The sequence below is a fragment of the Mesorhizobium sp. B2-3-4 genome (assembly GCF_006442315.1).
Lineage (GTDB): Bacteria > Pseudomonadota > Alphaproteobacteria > Rhizobiales > Rhizobiaceae > Mesorhizobium.
On record NZ_VFVY01000001.1, the window covers coordinates 417,142 to 438,374 of the forward strand.

The 21,233-nt window shown below is 62.3% G+C and carries 18 protein-coding genes and 1 tRNA gene; 16 read left to right on the forward strand and 3 right to left on the reverse strand.

Features of this window, described 5'->3' with window-relative positions; all coding sequences use genetic code 11:
- The first annotated feature begins 96 nt into the window (after window positions 1-96).
- The 11 genes from FJ967_RS02375 to FJ967_RS02425 all read left to right on the forward strand — a co-directional run bounded on the left by FJ967_RS02375 (window position 97) and on the right by FJ967_RS02425 (window position 14,090).
- On the forward strand, window positions 97-579 hold the full coding sequence (locus FJ967_RS02375) for a group II truncated hemoglobin (protein WP_140730101.1): 483 nt from the start codon (window positions 97-99) through the stop codon (window positions 577-579).
- A gap of 139 nt (window positions 580-718) precedes the next feature.
- Window positions 719-794 (forward strand) — tRNA-Trp (locus FJ967_RS02380).
- Window positions 795-1,151: 357 nt separating this feature from the next.
- Window positions 1,152-1,355, forward strand: coding sequence for a preprotein translocase subunit SecE (gene secE / locus FJ967_RS02385; RefSeq protein WP_013531408.1), 204 nt, complete (start codon window positions 1,152-1,154; stop codon window positions 1,353-1,355).
- Between the two features lie 28 nt (window positions 1,356-1,383).
- Entirely contained in the window at window positions 1,384-1,911 is a 528-nt protein-coding gene (gene nusG / locus FJ967_RS02390) for a transcription termination/antitermination protein NusG (RefSeq protein ID WP_015317996.1), read from the forward strand.
- 188 nt (window positions 1,912-2,099) lie between these two features.
- Window positions 2,100-2,528, forward strand: coding sequence for a 50S ribosomal protein L11 (gene rplK / locus FJ967_RS02395; RefSeq protein ID WP_140730102.1), 429 nt, complete (start codon window positions 2,100-2,102; stop codon window positions 2,526-2,528).
- Between the two features lie 4 nt (window positions 2,529-2,532).
- Window positions 2,533-3,231: a 50S ribosomal protein L1 gene (gene rplA, locus FJ967_RS02400; protein WP_140730103.1), complete on the forward strand. Its 699-nt coding sequence runs from the start codon at window positions 2,533-2,535 to the stop codon at window positions 3,229-3,231.
- 409 nt (window positions 3,232-3,640) lie between these two features.
- Entirely contained in the window at window positions 3,641-4,159 is a 519-nt protein-coding gene (gene rplJ / locus FJ967_RS02405) for a 50S ribosomal protein L10 (protein ID WP_019857958.1), read from the forward strand.
- Window positions 4,160-4,213: 54 nt separating this feature from the next.
- The gene (gene rplL, locus FJ967_RS02410; RefSeq protein WP_006202136.1) at window positions 4,214-4,591 is read left to right on the forward strand and encodes a 50S ribosomal protein L7/L12; all 378 of its coding nucleotides are present in this window, start codon (window positions 4,214-4,216) and stop codon (window positions 4,589-4,591) included.
- 267 nt (window positions 4,592-4,858) lie between these two features.
- Entirely contained in the window at window positions 4,859-8,995 is a 4,137-nt protein-coding gene (gene rpoB / locus FJ967_RS02415; RefSeq protein WP_140730104.1) for a DNA-directed RNA polymerase subunit beta, read from the forward strand.
- 151 nt (window positions 8,996-9,146) lie between these two features.
- Window positions 9,147-13,343: a DNA-directed RNA polymerase subunit beta' gene (gene rpoC / locus FJ967_RS02420; protein WP_140730105.1), complete on the forward strand. Its 4,197-nt coding sequence runs from the start codon at window positions 9,147-9,149 to the stop codon at window positions 13,341-13,343.
- 81 nt (window positions 13,344-13,424) lie between these two features.
- Complete coding sequence (locus FJ967_RS02425) at window positions 13,425-14,090, forward strand: O-methyltransferase (RefSeq protein WP_140730106.1); 666 nt, start codon at window positions 13,425-13,427, stop codon at window positions 14,088-14,090.
- Window positions 14,091-14,129: 39 nt separating this feature from the next.
- On the opposite strand, the gene FJ967_RS02430 is transcribed toward FJ967_RS02425, so the two are convergent.
- From FJ967_RS02430 to FJ967_RS02440, 3 genes are all read right to left on the reverse strand, one after another.
- The gene (locus tag FJ967_RS02430; protein WP_140730107.1) at window positions 14,130-14,636 is read right to left on the reverse strand and encodes a hypothetical protein; all 507 of its coding nucleotides are present in this window, start codon (window positions 14,634-14,636) and stop codon (window positions 14,130-14,132) included.
- Between the two features lie 122 nt (window positions 14,637-14,758).
- The gene (locus FJ967_RS02435; protein ID WP_140730108.1) at window positions 14,759-15,688 is read right to left on the reverse strand and encodes a Gfo/Idh/MocA family oxidoreductase; all 930 of its coding nucleotides are present in this window, start codon (window positions 15,686-15,688) and stop codon (window positions 14,759-14,761) included.
- A 134-nt stretch (window positions 15,689-15,822) separates the two neighbouring features.
- The gene (locus FJ967_RS02440; protein WP_140730109.1) at window positions 15,823-16,104 is read right to left on the reverse strand and encodes a transcriptional regulator; all 282 of its coding nucleotides are present in this window, start codon (window positions 16,102-16,104) and stop codon (window positions 15,823-15,825) included.
- A gap of 464 nt (window positions 16,105-16,568) precedes the next feature.
- Here FJ967_RS02440 and rpsL point away from each other — a divergent pair, with 464 nt between their 5' ends.
- The 5 genes from rpsL to rpsJ all read left to right on the forward strand — a co-directional run bounded on the left by rpsL (window position 16,569) and on the right by rpsJ (window position 21,217).
- The gene (rpsL, locus tag FJ967_RS02445; protein ID WP_006333356.1) at window positions 16,569-16,940 is read left to right on the forward strand and encodes a 30S ribosomal protein S12; all 372 of its coding nucleotides are present in this window, start codon (window positions 16,569-16,571) and stop codon (window positions 16,938-16,940) included.
- A 64-nt stretch (window positions 16,941-17,004) separates the two neighbouring features.
- Window positions 17,005-17,475 (forward strand): 30S ribosomal protein S7, encoded by a 471-nt coding sequence (rpsG, locus tag FJ967_RS02450; protein WP_006202127.1) that lies wholly within the window; start codon window positions 17,005-17,007, stop codon window positions 17,473-17,475.
- Window positions 17,476-17,504: 29 nt separating this feature from the next.
- The gene (gene fusA / locus FJ967_RS02455) at window positions 17,505-19,595 is read left to right on the forward strand and encodes an elongation factor G (RefSeq protein WP_140730110.1); all 2,091 of its coding nucleotides are present in this window, start codon (window positions 17,505-17,507) and stop codon (window positions 19,593-19,595) included.
- Window positions 19,596-19,663: 68 nt separating this feature from the next.
- Complete coding sequence (gene tuf / locus FJ967_RS02460) at window positions 19,664-20,839, forward strand: elongation factor Tu (protein WP_140730100.1); 1,176 nt, start codon at window positions 19,664-19,666, stop codon at window positions 20,837-20,839.
- Between the two features lie 69 nt (window positions 20,840-20,908).
- Complete coding sequence (gene rpsJ, locus FJ967_RS02465) at window positions 20,909-21,217, forward strand: 30S ribosomal protein S10 (protein WP_006205468.1); 309 nt, start codon at window positions 20,909-20,911, stop codon at window positions 21,215-21,217.
- Window positions 21,218-21,233 lie beyond the last annotated feature (16 nt).

Below are 21,233 nucleotides of genomic sequence, written 5' to 3' on the forward strand. Positions count from 1 at the left end.
CTCCCGCGACATAGGCGAGCTACCCATCGAGGCAGGTTGAGCCTCGCTCGGCCTTTCCGGTATCGTCGCTGTGGCGGCGGAACTGGAGGATCGAGAATGAGCGGTGATGTTCCGACATTATACGAGTGGGCAGGGGGCATCGAGGCGCTGAACCGGCTGACGGAAACCTTCTACGCCAAGGTGGCGGAGGACCCGGTCGTCGGGCCGGTGTTCAAAACCATGTCGCCGGACCACCCGGCCCATGTCGCGGCCTTCATCGGCGAGGTTTTCGGCGGACCGAAAACCTACAGCGAAAGCTTCGGCGGTCATCGCGAGATGGTCATGCATCATCTGGGCCGGCACCTGACGGAGGAGCAGCGCCGCCGCTGGATCAGCCTTCTCTCCGACGCAGCCGACGTCGTCGGCCTGCCTGACGATCCGGAGTTTCGCTCGGCCTTCATGGGCTATGTCGAATGGGGATCGAGGCTGGCCAAGATGAATTCCGATCTCGGTGAAACCTGCGATCCTGAGACGGAACCGATGCCGGCCTGGGGTTGGGGTGTGCCGGGAGGGCCGTATAAGCCGCCGGAAGAAAAATAGGCATCGAGCCGCCCCGGGGGAGCCGTGACGTCGCTGTCCGATTTCTGGCGCTGGATTATGACAAGTTTGCTCACAAACCACTCTTTACAGAGCCCGCGGAAGCTTTTAGGAAGCGCCAGCCGCAGATATGGCGGCGCGTACGGGCATAGCTCAGTTGGTAGAGCGGCGGTCTCCAAAACCGCAGGTCGTAGGTTCGAGCCCTGCTGCCCGTGCCATTTTCAAAAATGGCGATCAGAACGGTTTTTGCAGGCGGGCCTTTGAAAATCGGCGACCCGCTTGCCATATTAGGGCGATTGGGGCATAAGGGCGCCATAGCCGGGACGGAACGACTGGATGGTTCCGAGGCGGCGTTTGGTCATAAAGCGGGCACTTGCCACTTGCGTGGATCAAGAATCGGTTTTATGTAGACAGGACAGACACGCGGCGCGTGGAGCTGGGAAGCCGGCTTTACGCGTCTGATTTGCATGGGCGAAATGGCGCTGATTCGGCGCGGATTTGGACCCAGGCGGCACGTCCCGGTCAGCGGGATCATCCAGGGGGCCCGGCCAACGGGTCTTGAAGACAGGCGGCATATGGCTTCGAAAACCACAAATCCTTTCGTCTTTCTCCAGCAGGTGCGCGCGGAGACAGCCAAGGTGACTTGGCCGTCGCGTCGCGAGACGATGATTTCGACGGTGATGGTCCTGGCCTTCGCCGTGATCGCGATGATCTTCTTCTTCACCGCCGATCAGCTCATGGGCCTCGCGGTCGAGCAGATTTTGGGCATTGGACGCTAAGTCCGGCGATTACGGAGACGTCGTAAAAATGGCTACGCGCTGGTACATCGTTCACGCCTATTCGAATTTCGAGAAGAAGGTCGCCGAGGACATTGAGAACAAGGCCAAGCAGAAGGGCTTGTCCGCCGATATCGAGCAGATCGTGGTGCCGACCGAAAAGGTCGTCGAGGTTCGTCGCGGCCGCAAGGTCGATGCCGAGCGCAAGTTCTTCCCGGGCTATGTGCTCCTGAAGGCCAACCTGACCGACGCCGTCTTCTCGCTGGTCAAGAACACGCCCAAGGTCACCGGCTTTCTCGGCGACTCCAAGCCGGTGCCGATCACCGAGGCCGAAGCCCAGCGCATCCTGAACCAGGTGCAGGAAGGCGTCGAGCGGCCGAAGCCCTCGGTCACGTTCGAGATCGGCGAGGCGATCCGCGTCTCGGATGGTCCTTTCGCGTCGTTCAATGGTTTCGTCCAGGAAGTGGACGAGGAGCGGGCGCGGCTCAAGGTGGAAGTTTCGATCTTCGGGCGCGCCGTGCCCGTCGATCTGGAATTCGGACAGGTCGAAAAGGGCTGATCCGAAATCCCTGATGCTGGTCCGGCGATGCCGGGTCGGCGGTCAGGGGAGGCGGCGCGCAAGCGTGCGGCCTCGAGAACGGTGGGAGGCGAAGGCGGCTTAGCCGGCCGCGTGAACCGCACCACCAGACTGCAACCGCCGGGATTTCCCAGCTAGTGGGGCCGGCATAGACAAAGGCAGGAAAAGAGATGGCTAAGAAAATTGCAGGCCAGCTCAAGCTCCAGGTTTCCGCGGGTTCGGCGACGCCGTCGCCCCCGATCGGCCCGGCGCTTGGTCAGCGTGGCATCAACATCATGGAGTTCTGCAAGGCGTTCAACGCGCAGACCCAGGAAATGGAAAAGGGATCGCCGATTCCGGTCGTCATCACCTATTACCAGGACAAGTCGTTCACCTTCGTCATGAAGACGCCGCCGGTGAGCTATTTCCTCAAGAAGGCCGCGAACCTGAAGTCGGGCTCCAAGGAGCCGGGCAAGGTCAAGGCCGGCACGATCGATCGCGCCAAGGTGCGCGCCATCGCCGAGCAGAAGATGAAGGATCTGAACGCAAACGACGTCGAGGCGGCCATGCGCATGGTCGAGGGCTCCGCCCGCTCGATGGGTCTGGAAGTGGTGGGCTGAGATCATGGCAAAGATTGCAAAGCGTGTATCCAAGTCCCGCGAAGGCATCGATCCCAACAAGGCTTATGCCCTGGGTGACGCGCTGAAGCTGCTCAAGGACCGTTCCTCGGTCAAGTTCGACGAGACCGTCGAAGTCGCCATGAACCTGGGCGTCGACCCGCGTCATGCCGACCAGATGGTTCGCGGCGTGGTCAACCTGCCGAACGGCACCGGCCGCTCGGTTCGTGTCGCCGTGTTCGCCCGTGGCGACAAGGCCGAGGAAGCCAAGGCCGCCGGCGCCGACATCGTCGGCGCGGAGGACCTGGTCGACATCGTCCAGAAGGGCACGATCGATTTCGATCGCTGCATCGCCACGCCGGACATGATGCCGCTCGTCGGCCGTCTCGGTAAGGTGCTCGGCCCGCGCGGCATGATGCCGAACCCGAAGGTCGGCACCGTCACCACCGACGTTGCCGCAGCCGTCAAGGCATCGAAGGGCGGCGCCGTCGAGTTCCGCGTCGAGAAGGCCGGCATCGTTCATGCCGGCGTCGGCAAAGTCTCGTTCGAGGTCAAGGCGCTGGAAGAGAACATCCGTGCCTTCGCCGATGCGGTGACCAAGGCAAAGCCGGCTGGCGCCAAGGGCAACTACGTCAAGAAGGTGTCCGTCACCTCGACGATGGGCCCGGGCCTCAAGCTCGACGTCGCGACGCTCGCAGCGTCCTGATGAAGACCATTTGGATCGGCCTTCGGAAGGCTGATCCATGACTGAATTCCGGGCCTCGGATTTATCCTGGGCCCGGTACCGGAAGCCGGAAGGCTTCCGGACATCCTGTCCGAGATTGCGGGCGGCCCAAGTCTTGATTCCAAGAGGAGGGCCTTAATTCATGTGGGCCTGCATGAGACGGGTGAAGACCCGACAACGGAGCAAGTGCTCCAATGAAAGGTTCGAACCGTGTTTGCCTTTTGTCTGCGCATCGCCGGCCTGGCCGTCGATGTGGCGAAAGGGGGCAGGATCCTCGAGCGTCGTTCGGGAGATCCGTTACTGGATGGCCCGGCCGGCAAAGGCAACCCGACGCCTGTTCTCAAATGGGAATGTTCCCATCGAAGGGGCAGGGGTCAACTGGAGATAGGCAGTGGACAGAGCGGAAAAACGCGAACTCGTCACGGGCCTGAACGAAGCGTTCGGAAACGCGGGTTCAGTGGTCGTGGCCCACTATGCCGGTATCACCGTCGCGCAAATGAACGACCTTCGGTCGAAAATGCGCGCTGCCGGTGGCACCGTTAAAGTCGCGAAGAACCGTCTCGCCAAAATCGCTCTTCAGGGCACGGACTCCGCATCGATCATCGACCTGTTCAAGGGTCAGACGCTGATCGCTTATTCGGAGGATCCGATTGCGGCGCCGAAGGTCGCGTCCGATTTCGCCAAGGGAAATGACAAGCTTGTCATTCTCGGCGGCGCAATGGGCACCACCTCGCTCAACGCCGACGGTGTGAAGGCACTCGCCACACTTCCGTCGCTCGATGAGCTGCGCGCCAGGCTGGTTGGCATGATCGCCACGCCGGCAACCCGGATCGCCCAGATCGTCAATGCGCCAGCGGCTTCGGTCGCGCGCGTCATCGGCGCTTACGCCCGGAAGGACGAGGCGGCATGAGGCCGTTCCTCGCTATCAAAAACACACGTTCGAACCTAACGAAGGAATACAACAATGGCTGATCTGGCAAAGATCGTAGACGACCTGTCGAAGCTGACCGTCCTCGAGGCGGCTGAGCTGTCGAAGCTTCTGGAAGAAAAGTGGGGCGTTTCGGCTGCTGCTCCGGTGGCGGTTGCCGCTGCTGGCGGCGCTGCCGCCGCTGCTGCTCCGGTCGAAGAGAAGACCGAATTCGACGTCGTCCTCACCGACGCCGGCGCTCAGAAGATCAACGTCATCAAGGAAGTCCGCGCCATCACCGGCCTTGGCCTCAAGGAAGCCAAGGACCTGGTCGAAGCGGCTCCGAAGCCGGTCAAGGAAGGCGTTTCCAAGGCCGACGCTGACAAGTTCAAGGCCCAGCTGGAAGCAGCCGGCGCCAAGGTCGACCTGAAGTAATCATAAAGCGGCGGGCGGCCTCGCGCCGTCCGCCACTCCCTCAGGCCGTGCCCGGGGAGGCTGCGTAACGCGAGATGTACGAAAACCTCTTTCCTGAAGGCCGCCAGGCGACCTTCAGGAAACGGGTTTTCTCCCGTTTTAGCCGGCCGCCGCCAAGCAATTGGCAAGCAAAGCCGGAGAACAGACAGAGAGCCGCCGCCCAGGTGGCTCGGCATGCAAGGCGAACCGCGGCGAGGTTCGCCCCGAGTTTAGAGCTAAGGAGCGACGATGGCCCAGACCCAGACTTTCAATGGCCGCAGACGCGTACGCAAGTTCTTCGGAAAGATCCCGGAAGTTGCGGAGATGCCGAACCTGATCGAGGTTCAGAAGGCATCCTATGACCAGTTCCTGATGGTGGACGAGCCCAAGGGCGGCCGTCCGGACGAAGGACTGCAGGCCGTTTTCAAGTCGGTCTTCCCGATCTCCGATTTTTCCGGCTCCTCGATGCTGGAGTTCGTGAAGTACGAGTTCGAAGGACCGAAATTCGACGTTGACGAATGCCGTCAGCGCGACCTGACCTATGCCGCGCCGCTGAAGGTGACGCTGCGCCTCATCGTGTTCGATATCGACGAGGATACCGGCGCCAAGTCCATCAAGGACATCAAGGAGCAGGACGTCTACATGGGCGACATGCCGCTCATGACCTTGAACGGCACCTTCATCGTCAACGGCACCGAGCGCGTCATCGTCTCGCAGATGCACCGTTCGCCGGGCGTCTTCTTCGACCACGACAAGGGCAAGTCGCACTCGTCGGGCAAGCTTCTGTTTGCGGCGCGCGTCATCCCCTACCGTGGCTCGTGGCTCGACATCGAGTTCGACTCCAAGGACGTCGTGCACGCCCGCATCGACCGTCGCCGCAAGATTCCGGTGACGTCGCTTTTGATGGCGCTCGGCATGGATGGCGAAGAAATCCTGTCGACCTTCTACAACAAGATCACCTACAAGCGCGCCGGCGACCACTGGCGCATCCCGTTCAACGTCGAGCGTTTCCGCGGCCTCAAGGCCGTCGGCGACCTGGTCGATGCCGATACGGGTGAGATCGTTGTCGAGGCCGGCAAGAAGATCACCGCCCGCCAGGCGCGTCAGCTCGGCGAAAAGGGCCTCAAGGCCATCAAGGCGACCGACGAGGACCTTCTGGGCAACTATCTCGCCGAGGACATCGTCAACTACGCTACCGGCGAGATATTCCTCGAAGCCGGCGACGAAATCGACGAGAAGACGCTGAAGGTGCTGCTCGGCACCGGCGAGCAGGAAGTCCAGATCCTCGACATCGACCATGTCAATGTCGGCGCCTACATCCGTAACACGCTCGCCGTCGACAAGAACGAGAGCCGTCAGGACGCGCTGTTCGACATCTACCGCGTCATGCGTCCGGGCGAGCCGCCGACGCTCGAGACCGCCGAAGCCATGTTCAACTCGCTGTTCTTCGACAGTGAGCGCTACGACCTGTCGGCCGTTGGCCGCGTCAAGATGAACATGCGCCTCGAACTCAAGGCCGAGGACACCGTGCGCGTGCTGCGCAAGGAAGACATCCTGGCCGTGGTCAAGACGCTGGTCGAACTGCGCGACGGCAAGGGCGAGATCGACGACATCGACAATCTCGGCAACCGCCGCGTGCGTTCGGTGGGCGAACTGATGGAGAACCAGTACCGCGTCGGCCTGCTTCGCATGGAGCGCGCGATCAAGGAACGCATGTCCTCGATCGAGATCGACACGGTGATGCCGCAGGACCTGATCAACGCCAAGCCGGCGGCCGCCGCCGTGCGCGAGTTCTTCGGTTCCTCGCAGCTGTCGCAGTTCATGGACCAGACCAATCCGCTGTCGGAGATCACCCACAAGCGTCGTCTCTCGGCGCTTGGACCGGGCGGTCTGACCCGCGAGCGCGCCGGCTTCGAGGTGCGCGACGTGCACCCGACGCATTACGGCCGCATCTGCCCGATCGAGACGCCGGAAGGCCCGAATATCGGTCTGATCAACTCGCTGGCGACCTTCGCGCGCGTCAACAAGTACGGCTTTATCGAAAGCCCGTACCGCAAGATCGTCGACGGCAAGCTGACCAATGACGTCGTCTATCTGTCGGCGATGGAAGAGGCCAAGCACCATGTCGCGCAGGCCAACGCCGAGCTCGACAAGAACGGCGGTTTCGTCGACGAATTCGTCATTTGCCGCAGCGCCGGCGAAGTGATGATGGCGCCGCGCGAAAACGTCGACCTGATGGACGTGTCGCCCAAGCAGATGGTGTCGGTGGCCGCGGCCCTGATCCCGTTCCTGGAAAACGACGACGCCAACCGCGCTCTGATGGGCTCGAACATGCAGCGTCAGGCCGTGCCGCTGGTGCGCGCCGAAGCGCCGTTCGTCGGCACCGGCATGGAGCCGATCGTTGCCCGTGACTCGGGCGCCGCGATCGGCGCCCGCCGCGGCGGCATCGTCGACCAGGTGGACGCGACGCGTATCGTTATCCGTGCGACGGAAGACCTCGATCCGGGCAAGTCCGGCGTCGATATCTACCGGCTGATGAAGTTCCAGCGTTCGAACCAGAACACCTGCATCAACCAGCGTCCGCTGGTGCGCATGGGCGACCGGGTCAACAAGGGCGACATCATCGCTGACGGTCCGTCGACGGAGCTCGGTGATCTGGCGCTCGGCCGCAACGTGCTGGTCGCGTTCATGCCCTGGAACGGCTACAACTACGAGGACTCCATCCTCTTGTCCGAGCGCATCGTCGCCGACGACGTCTTCACCTCGATCCACATCGAGGAGTTCGAGGTCATGGCGCGCGATACCAAGCTTGGTCCGGAGGAAATCACGCGCGACATTCCCAACGTTTCGGAAGAAGCGCTGAAGAACCTCGACGAAGCCGGCATCGTGTATATCGGCGCGGAAGTGCAGCCGGGCGACATCCTGGTCGGCAAGATCACGCCGAAGGGCGAAAGCCCGATGACGCCGGAAGAAAAGCTTCTGCGCGCCATCTTCGGCGAAAAGGCTTCCGACGTGCGCGATACCTCGATGCGCATGCCTCCGGGTACCTTCGGCACTGTCGTCGAGGTGCGCGTGTTCAATCGCCACGGTGTGGAGAAGGACGAGCGCGCCATGGCGATCGAGCGCGAGGAGATCGAACGCCTCGCCAAGGACCGTGACGACGAGCAGGCGATCCTGGACCGCAACGTCTACGCGCGTCTTTCCGACATGCTCGTCGGCAAGGACGCGATCGCTGGACCGAAGGGCTTCAAGAAGGGCTCGACGCTGTCCAAGGACACGCTCGACGAATATCCGCGTTCGCAGTGGTGGCAGTTTGCGGTGGAGAACGAAAAGCTCCAGAGCGAACTGGAAGCCCTGCGTGGCCAGTACGACGATTCCAAGAAGGCGCTCGAACAGCGCTTCATGGATAAGGTCGAGAAGGTGCAGCGCGGCGACGAGATGCCTCCGGGCGTCATGAAGATGGTCAAGGTCTTCGTGGCGGTGAAGCGCAAGATGCAGCCCGGCGACAAGATGGCCGGCCGTCACGGCAACAAGGGTGTCGTGTCGCGCATCGTTCCGGTCGAGGACATGCCTTTCCTCGAGGACGGCACGCATGCCGATATCGTGCTCAACCCGCTGGGTGTGCCGAGCCGCATGAATGTCGGCCAGATCCTGGAAACGCATCTGGGCTGGGCTTGCGCCGGCATGGGCCGCAAGATCGGCGAGATGATCGACGCCTATAAGTCGGCGGGCGACATCAAGCCGCTGCGCAAGACGCTGGAAAGCTTCATGCCGGCCAACGATCGCAACGAGCCGATCCGTGACTATGACGACGAGAGCATTGTTCGCCTCAGCGAGCAGATGCGTCGCGGCGTCTCGATCGCGACCCCGGTGTTCGACGGCGCGCACGAAGCCGACATCAACACCATGCTGGAGCAGGCGGGCCTGCACTCCAGCGGTCAGTCGCAGCTCTATGACGGCCGCACCGGCGAGCCGTTCGATCGCAAGGTGACGATGGGCTATATCTATATGCTCAAGCTTCACCACCTGGTGGACGACAAGATCCACGCGCGTTCGATCGGTCCGTACTCGCTCGTCACCCAGCAGCCGCTGGGCGGCAAGGCGCAGTTCGGTGGCCAGCGCTTCGGTGAAATGGAGGTCTGGGCGCTGGAAGCCTACGGCGCCGCCTACACGCTGCAGGAAATGCTGACGGTGAAGTCGGACGACGTCGCCGGCCGTACCAAGGTCTACGAGGCGATCGTGCGCGGCGACGACACGTTCGAGGCCGGCATTCCGGAGAGCTTCAACGTGCTCGTCAAGGAAATGCGGTCGCTTGGCCTCAATGTCGAGCTGGAGAATACCAAGCTCGACGATGCCCCTGTCCGGTTGCCAGATGCTGCCGAATAAGGGCGCAGCCGAGTAACAAGACATCCGGTCGCGGGAGAGGCTCTTGCGACCGGATGCGTCAATTTCTTCGGCCGGTGGGCCGACCACTCAGCGGGCATTCGGCCCGCGTCAGATGCAAGGGGTTTTCGAGGACCCCGAAAAGGAGAACGGCATGAACCAAGAGGTCATGAATCTCTTCAATCCGCAGGCGCCTGCGCAGGTGTTCGATTCCATCCGGATCTCGCTTGCCAGCCCCGAGAAGATTCTGTCCTGGTCGTTCGGCGAGATCAAGAAGCCGGAGACCATCAACTACCGCACCTTCAAGCCGGAGCGTGACGGTCTGTTCTGCGCGCGCATTTTTGGCCCGATCAAGGACTATGAGTGCCTGTGCGGCAAGTACAAGCGCATGAAGTACAAGGGCGTCATCTGCGAGAAGTGCGGCGTCGAAGTCACGCTGTCGCGCGTCCGCCGCGAGCGCATGGGCCATATCGAGCTCGCCGCGCCCGTCGCCCATATCTGGTTCCTGAAGTCGCTGCCTTCGCGCATCGGCACGCTGCTCGACATGACCCTGAAGGACATCGAGCGCGTCCTCTACTTCGAGAACTATATCGTCACCGAGCCTGGCCTCACCGCGCTGAAGGAGCACCAGCTGCTCAGCGAGGAGGAGTACATGATCGCCGTCGACGAATATGGCGAGGACTCCTTCACCGCCATGATCGGCGCCGAGGCCATCCATGACCTCCTGGCCGGTATGGACCTCGAGAAGATTGCTGGCGACCTGCGTTCGGAACTGGCTTCGACCACGTCCGAGCTGAAGCAGAAGAAGTATCTGAAGCGGCTCAAGGTCGTCGAGAACTTCATGGAATCCGGCAACCGTCCGGAATGGATGATCATGAAGGTGGTTCCGGTTATCCCGCCGGACCTGCGCCCGCTGGTTCCGCTGGACGGCGGCCGCTTCGCCACGTCGGACCTGAACGACCTCTATCGTCGCGTCATCAACCGCAACAACCGCCTGAAGCGGCTGATCGAACTGCGCGCCCCCGGCATCATCGTGCGCAATGAAAAGCGCATGCTGCAGGAGGCCGTCGATGCGCTGTTCGACAACGGCCGTCGCGGCCGTGTCATCACCGGCGCCAACAAGCGTCCGCTGAAGTCGCTCTCCGACATGCTCAAGGGCAAGCAGGGCCGCTTCCGCCAGAACCTGCTCGGCAAGCGCGTCGACTATTCCGGCCGCTCGGTCATCGTCACCGGTCCGGAGCTCAAGCTCCACCAGTGCGGCCTGCCCAAGAAGATGGCGCTCGAACTGTTCAAGCCCTTCATCTATGCCCGCCTCGACGCCAAGGGTTACTCCTCGACCGTCAAGCAGGCCAAGAAGCTGGTCGAGAAGGAGCGTCCGGAAGTCTGGGATATCCTCGACGAGGTCATCCGTGAGCATCCGGTTCTCTTGAACCGCGCGCCGACGCTGCACCGCCTCGGCATCCAGGCGTTCGAGCCGATCCTGATCGAAGGCAAGGCGATCCAGCTTCACCCGCTGGTCTGCACGGCCTTCAACGCCGACTTCGACGGCGACCAGATGGCCGTTCACGTCCCGCTGTCGCTGGAAGCGCAGTTGGAAGCCCGCGTGCTGATGATGTCGACCAACAACATCCTGCACCCGGCCTCCGGCGCGCCGATCATCGTGCCGTCGCAGGACATGGTTCTGGGCCTCTACTACCTCTCGATCGTCAACCAGAACGAGCCGGGCGAGGGCATGGTGTTTGCCGACATGGGCGAACTCCAGCACGCGCTCGAGACCAGGGCCGTGACCCTGCATGCCAAGATCAAGGGCCGCTTCCGCACGGTCGACGCAGAAGGCAAGGTCGTGTCGAAGATCTACGACACCACGCCTGGCCGCATGATCATCGGCGAGCTTCTGCCGAAGAACGTCAATGTGCCCTATGAGACCGCCAACCAGGAGATGACCAAGAAGAACATCTCCAAGATGATCGACACCGTCTACCGCCATTGCGGTCAGAAGGAGACGGTCATTTTCTGCGATCGCATCATGGCGCTCGGCTTCGCGCATGCTTGCCGTGCCGGCATCTCGTTCGGCAAGGATGACATGCTGATCCCCGACACCAAGGTCAAGCTGGTGTCGGATACCGAGGCTTTGGCCAAGGAATACGAGCAGCAGTACAATGACGGCCTGATCACGCAGGGCGAGAAGTACAACAAGGTCGTCGACGCCTGGGCCAAGTGCTCGGAAAAGGTCGCCGACGAGATGATGGCCCGCATCAAGGCGGTCGAGTTCGAGGACAATGGCCGTCAGAAGCCGATGAACTCGATCTACATGATGTCGCACTCCGGTGCGCGTGGATCGCCCACCCAGATGCGTCAGCTCGCCGGTATGCGCGGCCTGATGGCGAAGCCCTCGGGTGAAATCATCGAGACGCCGATCATCTCGAACTTCAAGGAAGGCCTGACCGTGCTCGAGTACTTCAACTCGACCCACGGCGCCCGCAAGGGTTTGGCCGACACCGCCTTGAAGACGGCGAACTCGGGCTACCTCACCCGCCGTCTGGTCGACGTGGCGCAGGACTGCATCGTCAACTCCGTGGATTGCGGCACCGACAAGGGCCTCACCATGCAGCCGATCGTCGATGCCGGCCAGGTCGTCGCTTCGGTCGGCCAGCGCGTGCTGGGCCGCACGGCGCTCGACGACATCAACCATCCGGTGACCGGAGATCTGCTGGTCAAGGCCGGCAAGCTGATGGACGAGCGCGATGTCGAGCAGATCGAAAAGGCCGGCGTTCAGTCGGTCCGTATCCGTTCGGCGCTGACCTGCGAAGTCAGGATCGGCGTCTGCGCGGTCTGCTACGGGCGCGATCTGGCCCGCGGCACCCCGGTCAACCAGGGCGAAGCCGTCGGCGTCATCGCGGCGCAGTCGATCGGCGAGCCGGGCACCCAGCTCACCATGCGTACCTTCCACATGGGCGGTACAGCGCAGGTGGTGGATTCTTCGTTCCTCGAAGCCTCTTATGAGGGCAAGGTCGAAATCCGCAACCGCAACGTGGTGCGCAACTCGGACGGCCAGCAGATGGTCATGGGCCGCAACATGGCGGTGCTGATCCTCGACGAAGCCGGCAAGGAGCGCGCCACGCACCGCGTCACCTATGGTTCGCGCATCTTCGTGGACGATGGTGACAAGGTGAAGCGCGGCCAGCGTATCGCCGAGTGGGATCCCTATACCCGCCCGATCCTCACCGAAATCGAGGGCAAGGTGGCGTTTGAGGATCTGGTCGACGGCATTTCCGTCCAGGAAACGGCCGACGAGTCGACCGGCATCACCAAGCGTGAGGTCATCGACTGGCGTTCGACGCCGCGCGGCAACGATCTGAAGCCGGCGATCGTCGTTCAGGACGCCAAGGGCAAGGTCGGCAAGCTGTCGAAGGGTGGCGATGCCCGCTTCCTGCTCTCGGTCGAGGCCATTCTCTCGGTCGAGCCGGGTGCTCAGGTTCGCCCCGGCGACGTCCTGGCGCGTATCCCGATGGAAAGCGCCAAGACCAAGGACATCACCGGCGGTCTGCCGCGTGTGGCCGAACTGTTCGAGGCACGTCGTCCGAAGGATCACGCCATCATCGCCGAGATCGATGGCACGATCCGCTTCGGCCGCGACTACAAGAACAAGCGCCGCATCATCATCGAGCCGCATGACTCGACGCTGGAGCCGGTCGAATACCTGATCCCGAAGGGCAAGCCGTTCCATCTCCAGGACGGCGACGTCATCGAGAAGGGCGACTACATCCTCGACGGCAATCCGGCGCCGCACGACATCCTGGCCATCAAGGGCGTGGAGGCGCTTGCGTCCTACCTCGTCAACGAGATCCAGGAAGTCTACCGCCTGCAGGGCGTGTCGATCAACGACAAGCATATCGAGGTGATCGTTCGCCAGATGCTGCAGAAGGTCGAGATCACCACGCAGGGCGACTCGACCTACATCCCGGGCGACCACGTCGACGTGATCGAGCTGGAAGAGGTCAACGAGCGCTTGGTCGAGGACGGCAAGAAGCCGGCCGAAGGCCAGCCGGTGCTGCTCGGCATCACCAAGGCCTCGCTGCAGACGCCGTCCTTCATCTCGGCCGCCTCCTTCCAGGAGACGACCAGGGTGCTGACGGAAGCCGCGGTTGCCGGCAAGACCGACATGCTGCAGGGCTTGAAGGAAAACGTGATCGTCGGACGCCTCATCCCGGCCGGTACCGGCGGCACGATGAGCCAGATCCGCCGCATCGCCACCTCGCGCGACGAATTGATCATCGACGAGCGCCGCAAGGCCTCGGGCGTTGAAGTCGCCGAGCCGATGCTGGCCGACATGACGACCGCCGCGCAGTAGGCGCGGCGGCAAGGATCTCAGGCAACAGAGCCGTCGGGGAAACCCGGCGGCTTTTTCGTTTCAACGGTTGGTGGAAAGCAGATGAGTACGAAGACCTGGACAGCTGTCGACAACTACATCGTTTCCTCGCTCTTCGAGGCGGATCCCGTTCTCGACGCGGTCCTTGCGGCCAACCGCGACCAAGGCCTGCCGGCGATCGACGTCTCGGCGGCGCAGGGAAAGCTGCTTTCGCTGCTGGTGCGCATCGGCGGCGCGAAAAACGTGCTCGAGATCGGCACGCTCGGTGGCTATTCGACCATCTGGATGGCGCGGGGACTGCCCGACGGCGGCAAGGTCGTGACGCTCGAACTCGATCCGCACCACGCCGATGTCGCGCGTGCGAATTTCGAGCAGGCAGGGGTGTCGGACAAGGTTGAGCTCAGGGTCGGTCCCGCGCTGCAATCGCTTGAGACGCTGGCTGGCGAGAATGCCGGTCCGTTCGACCTGATCTTCATCGACGCCGACAAGCCCAACAATCCGAACTACCTCGCCTGGGCCATGCGGCTGGCGGGGCCCGGAACGGTCATCGTCTGCGACAACGTCATACGCGATGGGGCTGTCATCAACGAAGATGGCCGCGATGCCAATGTCGAGGGCGCCCGCGCGGCCTTTTCATTCATCGGTGACGACAAGCGGCTGGATGGAACCGCCATCCAGACCGTCGGAGCCAAGGGCTATGACGGATTTGCGATCGCGGTTGTCGATTGAGGGGTCGCACGACGGGACTGTTCCATCGGGTGAACCGGCCTAGTTGCAGCCTAGGACCTTGGGATCGACAAACAGAATGCCCTCTCGCCACTTCTGCTGCAAAAGCGCGCAATCCATGGTTGATTTGCGCGTGAACTCGTAAGTGATTTTTGTTACCTGCGACCACTGTTCTTTCGTCAGTGCAAAATCGATCTGCCTTCGTTCTTTGACGTGTCCACCGTGAAGGATGGCATCGGACAGATGGGCATCAAATGGAAATGTGGCAACCACGGCACCTCCCGCCCACAACGTGGTCGTCAGCGCAACGTCCCGAGTCCCTTGCAATTTTAGCTCACTGGTAAACAACGCCCAGGCGGAAGCTTTGCCGTCACCACTTACGGCGACATTCCCATATCCTGCCAGATGCTTCTCATACTCGCGCGCGCCCCCGAACTGAGTATCGTGATGGCTCGGGTCGCCACGCGGAATATCCAATGCGAATGCCGACGGAACCGTGGTTCCGAGAATGGCCGCGCCTAAAAGAACGGGTATTGCTGCTGCAAACATATCGTTCCCCCCAATATATGCAGGCGGGAGTGACGATATACTCTTCTTTTGCCTTCTGCCAGCGCCGATGAGCGTCAAGTCATGGGCGAAGATCGCCGCGCGCTTCTACATCCAGTCGTCGATCAGTCGAAGAAAGCCTCGACCACATTGCGCTTGCCCAGCATGAAGGCGTCGGCGACATGCTGGAGCGGCGCCAGGTCGACGTCGGACGCGCCGGCGCGCACGATCTCGGCGAAGCGCCGGTAGAGCTGGGGATATTCCGCTTCCGGCTCCTCATGGACCACACGGCCTTCAATGGCGAGCTTCGAGCCACCGCCGGAAAGCACCATCTTGCCGGCAGCCGTATCGGCCAGGATGTCCCAGCTTTGCGGCCCGGTCTGCAGCCAGTCGAGATCCATCGTCACATCGGAGCCGTTCGCCGCGCGGAAGGCGACCTGGGCCGCGATCGGCGCGTCCCGGTTTTCCGGGAAATCGAGAACGGCCGAGGTGATGTACATGGCCGGCAGGATGTAGGTCGCGATCGACAGCGCATTGATGCCGGGGTCGAAAACGCCGAAGCCGCCGGGCTGCCAGATCCAGTCCTGGTTCGGATGCCAGCGGCGCACATCTTCCTTCCAGACGATTGCGGCCGACCGGATCGTCGTCGAGGCGAGGAATGTCCGCGCCGCTTCTACCGCCGGCGCGTAGCGCGAATGCCAGCTTGCGAACAGACTGACGCCTTGTCTTGCCGCCAGCGCCTTCAGGTCCTCGACCTCGCTGACCGTGGCGCCGGGCGGCTTTTCCAGGAAAACGTGCTTTTTGGCCTCAAGCGCCTTGCGCGCCGCGTCGTAGCGGAACTGCGGCGGCATGCACAGCGACACGGCGTCGAGTTCGGGAACCGCGCCAAGCATCGTCTCGATGTCGGGGAAATTCGCGATGCCGTCGACCTTGCCGTGCCGGCTGGCCGCCGCGATCAGCTGGTAGTCCAGATCCTTGGCGAGTGCTGGAAGATGTTGGTCGCGCACGATCTTGCCGACGCCGACAATGCCGATTCTTATGGGGGATGAGGACATGAGGCTCCGCCGGGTTTGGACGACTGCGCGTCTCTTAGCAGATCGGCAATGACGGGCAAGCGCGGGCGACGCCAACCGGTTTCAACGAATCGGCATCATGGCGCGGGGCGGGCGAGGGCGCGCCTCGCCCGTGTTCAGATTGGCACGTCGAAGGTCACGATCGACACTTCACCCTCGAGCGCGCCCTGGAAGGCCGAAAGATGCGGCTCGTCGTCGGGTTCGCCCTCCATGTCGCCGATTTGGTCGAGTTCGGCCTCGGCATAACCTTCCGTGGCGAGCGATTCGAGCGCGCGGCGCACCGCCGAATCGTCATCGGGCGCAACCAGCATGACATGGACGCCTTCCGGCTTGCCGCCCTTCTTCTTCCAAACCCGGCCGGTGATGATGGTGACCGGGCGTTCTTCGTTGTCGTTCACGGGCTGATTCCTCCGCGGCGAGGGACTGTCACTGTTCATGCGGCCTTTTCGCATGAAGAAAGGCCCGGCAACAGCCGCAAGCCGGTCACTTTCTTCCCCGTCCTTGCAAAACGGCGAAAGAAAATTACATGCGGTTTTCGCATGGCTGCCAAGCCCCGGCTTCAACGCAATATTTGCCGCTGCGGGGTTGACGGTTCGCGGGCTTACGAGTAGAAGCCGCCCAGTCAGAACCGATGTGAGGCTCTCGCTTCCGAAGCGACACGCTTTGGAGTTTGCCTCAAACAGGGTTCGTTTTACGAGCGAAAAGACATTTCCGGCGTGCACGAAGCGGTTTCCGCTTCCTCTGCGATTTGTTCGGGCAAGACCGCGAGGCGCGGTTTGTGGCCCGAATTTGCGTATGGAAATGACGCTTTGAGCGAGCCTTGACCGGCACGAGACACGGAATTGAGAGACAAGAGGGTTTAATGCCTACCGTCAACCAGCTGATCCGCAAGCCGCGCATTGCGCCGGTGAAGCGCAACAAGGTCCCGGCCATGCAGCAGAACCCGCAGAAGCGGGGCGTCTGCACGCGCGTCTATACCACGACGCCGAAGAAGCCGAACTCGGCGCTGCGCAAGGTGGCCAAGATCCGCCTGACCAATGGTTTTGAAGTGATCGGTTACATTCCCGGCGAAGGTCACAACCTTCAGGAGCACTCCGTGGTCATGATCCGCGGCGGCCGCGTCAAGGACCTTCCGGGCGTGCGCTACCACATCATCCGCGGCGTGCTCGACACGCAGGGCGTGAAGAACCGCAAGCAGCGCCGTTCGAAATACGGTGCCAAGCGTCCGAAGTAAGGTTTTCCGGCTTCGGCGCTTTTTTTGACCGCGCCGGGCTATGAAAGATTGAGAGACAAAAGCCATGTCCCGTCGTCACAGTGCAGAAAAGCGTGAGATCAATCCGGACCCGAAGTTCGGCGATCTGATCGTTACCAAGTTCATGAACGCCGTCATGTATGACGGCAAGAAGTCGGTTGCCGAGACCATCGTCTACGGCGCGCTCGACCAGGTCCAGTCGAAGACCAAGCAGGAGCCGGTCACCGTCTTCCATCAGGCGCTCGACAATGTCGCGCCGCATGTTGAAGTGCGGTCGCGTCGCGTCGGCGGCGCCACCTACCAGGTTCCGGTCGACGTGCGCCCAGAGCGCCGCCAGGCATTGGCCATCCGTTGGCTGATCGCGGCTGCCCGTAACCGCAACGAGACCACCATGATCGATCGCCTCTCCGGCGAGCTGATGGACGCGGCCAACAACCGCGGCACGGCCGTCAAGAAGCGTGAAGACACCCACAAGATGGCTGAAGCCAACCGCGCTTTCGCACACTACCGCTGGTAAAGCGCGAACAGGACTGAGAGGCAGCTACGATGGCCCGCGAATACAAAATCGAAGACTACCGCAATTTCGGTATCATGGCGCATATTGACGCCGGCAAGACGACGACCACCGAGCGCGTCCTCTATTACACGGGCAAGTCGCACAAGATCGGCGAAGTGCACGACGGCGCTGCCACCATGGACTGGATGGAGCAGGAGCAGGAACGCGGCATCACCATCACGTCGGCCGCGACCACGACCTTCTGGAAGGGCCGTGACGGTAAGATGCGCCGCTTCAACATCATCGACACCCCCGGACACGTCGACTTCACCATCGAAGTCGAGCGTTCGTTGCGCGTGCTCGACGGCGCCATCGCGCTGCTCGACGCCAACGCCGGTGTCGAGCCGCAGACGGAAACCGTCTGGCGCCAGGCCGACAAGTACCGCGTGCCGCGCATGATCTTCTGCAACAAGATGGACAAGATCGGTGCCGACTTCTACCGCTCGGTCGAAATGATCGGCTCGCGCCTCGGCGCCCAGGCCGTCGTCATGCAGCTGCCGATCGGCGCCGAGACCGAGTTCAAGGGTGTCGTCGACCTCGTCGAGATGAACGCGCTCGTCTGGCGCGACGAGACACTGGGCGCTGCCTGGGACGTCGTCGAGATCCCGGCCGACCTCAAGGACCGTGCAGAGGAATACCGCGAGAAGCTGATCGAAGCCGCCGTCGAAATGGACGAGGGCGCGCTTGAGAACTACCTCGAAGGCAAGATGCCCTCCAATGACGAGATCCGTTCGCTGATCCGCAAGGGCACGATCGCCGTCAAGTTCTACCCGATGTTCTGCGGCTCGGCCTTCAAGAACAAGGGCGTGCAGCCGCTGCTCGACGCTGTCGTCGAATATCTGCCGTCGCCGGCCGATGTGCCCGCGATCAAGGGCGTCGACGCCAAGACCGACGCCGAGATCGAGCGTCACGCCGACGACAACGAGCCGCTGTCGATGCTGGCCTTCAAGATCATGAACGACCCCTTCGTCGGTTCGCTGACCTTCGCGCGCATCTATTCGGGCAAGTTGTCCAAGGGCATCTCGGTCGACAACACCGTCAAGGGCAAGAAAGAGCGCATCGGCCGCATGCTGCAGATGCATGCGAATTCGCGCGCCGACGTGGAAGAGGCCTATGCCGGCGACATCGTCGCGCTTGCTGGCCTCAAGGACACGACCACTGGCGACACGCTGTGCGATCCGCTGCATCCGGTCATCCTGGAGCGCATGGAATTCCCCGAGCCGGTCATCCAGATCGCCATCGAGCCGAAGACCAAGAACGACCAGGAAAAGATGGGCCTTGCCCTGCATCGCCTGGCTGCCGAGGATCCGTCCTTCCGCGTCAAGACAGACGAGGAAAGCGGCCAGACCATCATCGCCGGCATGGGCGAGCTGCATCTCGACATCATCGTCGACCGCATGCGTCGCGAGTTCAAGGTCGAAGCCAATGTCGGTGCGCCGCAGGTGGCTTATCGCGAGACGATCACCCGCACGCATGAGCAAGACTACACGCACAAGAAGCAGACCGGTGGTACCGGCCAGTTCGCTCGCGTGAAGATCATCTTCGAGCCGAATCCCGAGGGTGAAGAGTTCCTGTTCGAGTCCAAGATCGTCGGCGGCGCGGTTCCGAAGGAATACGTTCCCGGCGTCGAGAAGGGCATCCAGAGCGTCATGGGCGCCGGCACCTTCGCTGGCTTCCCGATGATCGGTGTCAAGGCGACGCTGATCGACGGTGCCTACCACGACGTCGACTCCTCGGTCCTGGCGTTCGAAATCGCTTCGCGTGCCTGCTTCAAGGAAGCAGCTCCCAAGCTCGGCGTTCAGCTGCTCGAGCCGATCATGAAGGTCGAGGTCGTGACGCCGGAAGACTATGTCGGCAGCGTCATCGGCGACCTGAACGGCCGTCGCGGCCAGATCCAGGGCCAGGAAGCACGCGGCGTGGCCGTCGTCATCAACGCGATGGTGCCGCTCGCCAACATGTTCAAATACGTCGACAACCTGCGCTCGATGAGCCAGGGCCGCGCTGCCTACACGATGCAGTTCGATCACTACGAGGCGGTTCCGACCGCGGTCGCCCAGGAAGTTCAGAAGAAATACGCGTAACTCGAACAGAGCTGCCGCGGTAACGCAATTCAAAGCCCGCATGGGCGAGCAGGAAATGGAGACATCACATGGCCAAAGGTAAATTCGAGCGCACTAAGCCTCATGTGAACATCGGCACGATCGGCCACGTCGATCACGGCAAGACGTCGCTGACGGCTGCGATCACCAAGTATTTTGGCGAATACAAGCGCTATGACCAGATCGATGCGGCGCCGGAAGAGAAGGCGCGCGGCATCACGATCTCGACGGCCCATGTCGAATACGAGACCGAGAACCGCCACTACGCCCACGTCGACTGCCCCGGCCACGCCGACTATGTGAAGAACATGATCACCGGCGCCGCGCAGATGGACGGCGCGATCCTGGTCGTGTCGGCCGCCGACGGCCCGATGCCGCAGACCCGCGAGCACATCCTTTTGGCCCGTCAGGTCGGCGTGCCCTCGATCGTGGTGTTCCTGAACAAGGTCGACCAGGTCGACGACGCCGAACTCCTCGAACTGGTCGAGCTCGAGGTTCGTGAGCTGTTGTCGAAGAACGAATTCCCCGGCGACGACATTCCGATCGTCAAGGGTTCGGCGCTGGCTGCGTTGGAAGATTCCAACAAGACCATCGGCGAAGACGCGATCCGCGAGCTGATGGCTCAGGTCGACGCCTACATCCCGACGCCGGTTCGTCCGCTGGACAAGCCGTTCCTGATGCCGATCGAGGACGTGTTCTCGATCTCGGGCCGCGGCACGGTCGTGACCGGCCGCGTCGAGCGCGGCGTGGTCAAGGTCGGTGAGGAACTCGAGATCATCGGCATCCGTCCGACGACCAAGACGACCTGCACGGGCGTTGAAATGTTCCGCAAGCTGCTCGACCAGGGCCAGGCCGGCGACAACATCGGCGCGCTGCTGCGCGGCGTCGACCGTGAAGGCGTCGAGCGCGGCCAGGTTCTGGCCAAGCCCGGTTCGGTGAAGCCGCACAAGAAGTTCGTGGCCGAAGCCTACATCCTGACCAAGGACGAAGGTGGCCGTCACACGCCGTTCTTCACCAACTACCGTCCGCAGTTCTACTTCCGCACGACCGACGTGACCGGCATCGTGTCGCTGCCGGCCGGCACCGAGATGGTGATGCCTGGCGACAACATCACGGTCGACGTCGAACTGATCGTGCCGATCGCCATGGAAGAGAAGCTGCGCTTCGCCATCCGTGAAGGCGGCCGCACCGTCGGTGCCGGCATCGTCGTCACCATCAAAGAGTAATTTGGACTTAAACCGATCTGTCGCGGGCGCGGAAGTTGCCCGCGCCGCGCCAGAACAAGGAAGTGACGCATGAACGGACAGAATATCCGCATCCGCCTGAAGGCGTTTGACCACCGGGTGCTCGACGCCTCGACGCGCGAAATCGTGTCGACGGCAAAGCGCACCGGCGCCAACGTCCGCGGCCCCATTCCGCTGCCGACGCGGATCGAAAAGTTCACGGTGAACCGGTCGCCTCACGTCGACAAGAAGAGCCGCGAGCAGTTCGAGATGCGCACGCACAAGCGTCTGCTCGACATCGTCGATCCGACCCCGCAGACCGTCGATGCTTTGATGAAGCTCGATCTGGCCGCCGGTGTCGACGTCGAGATCAAGCTCTAAGGGAATGAGAGCGCGG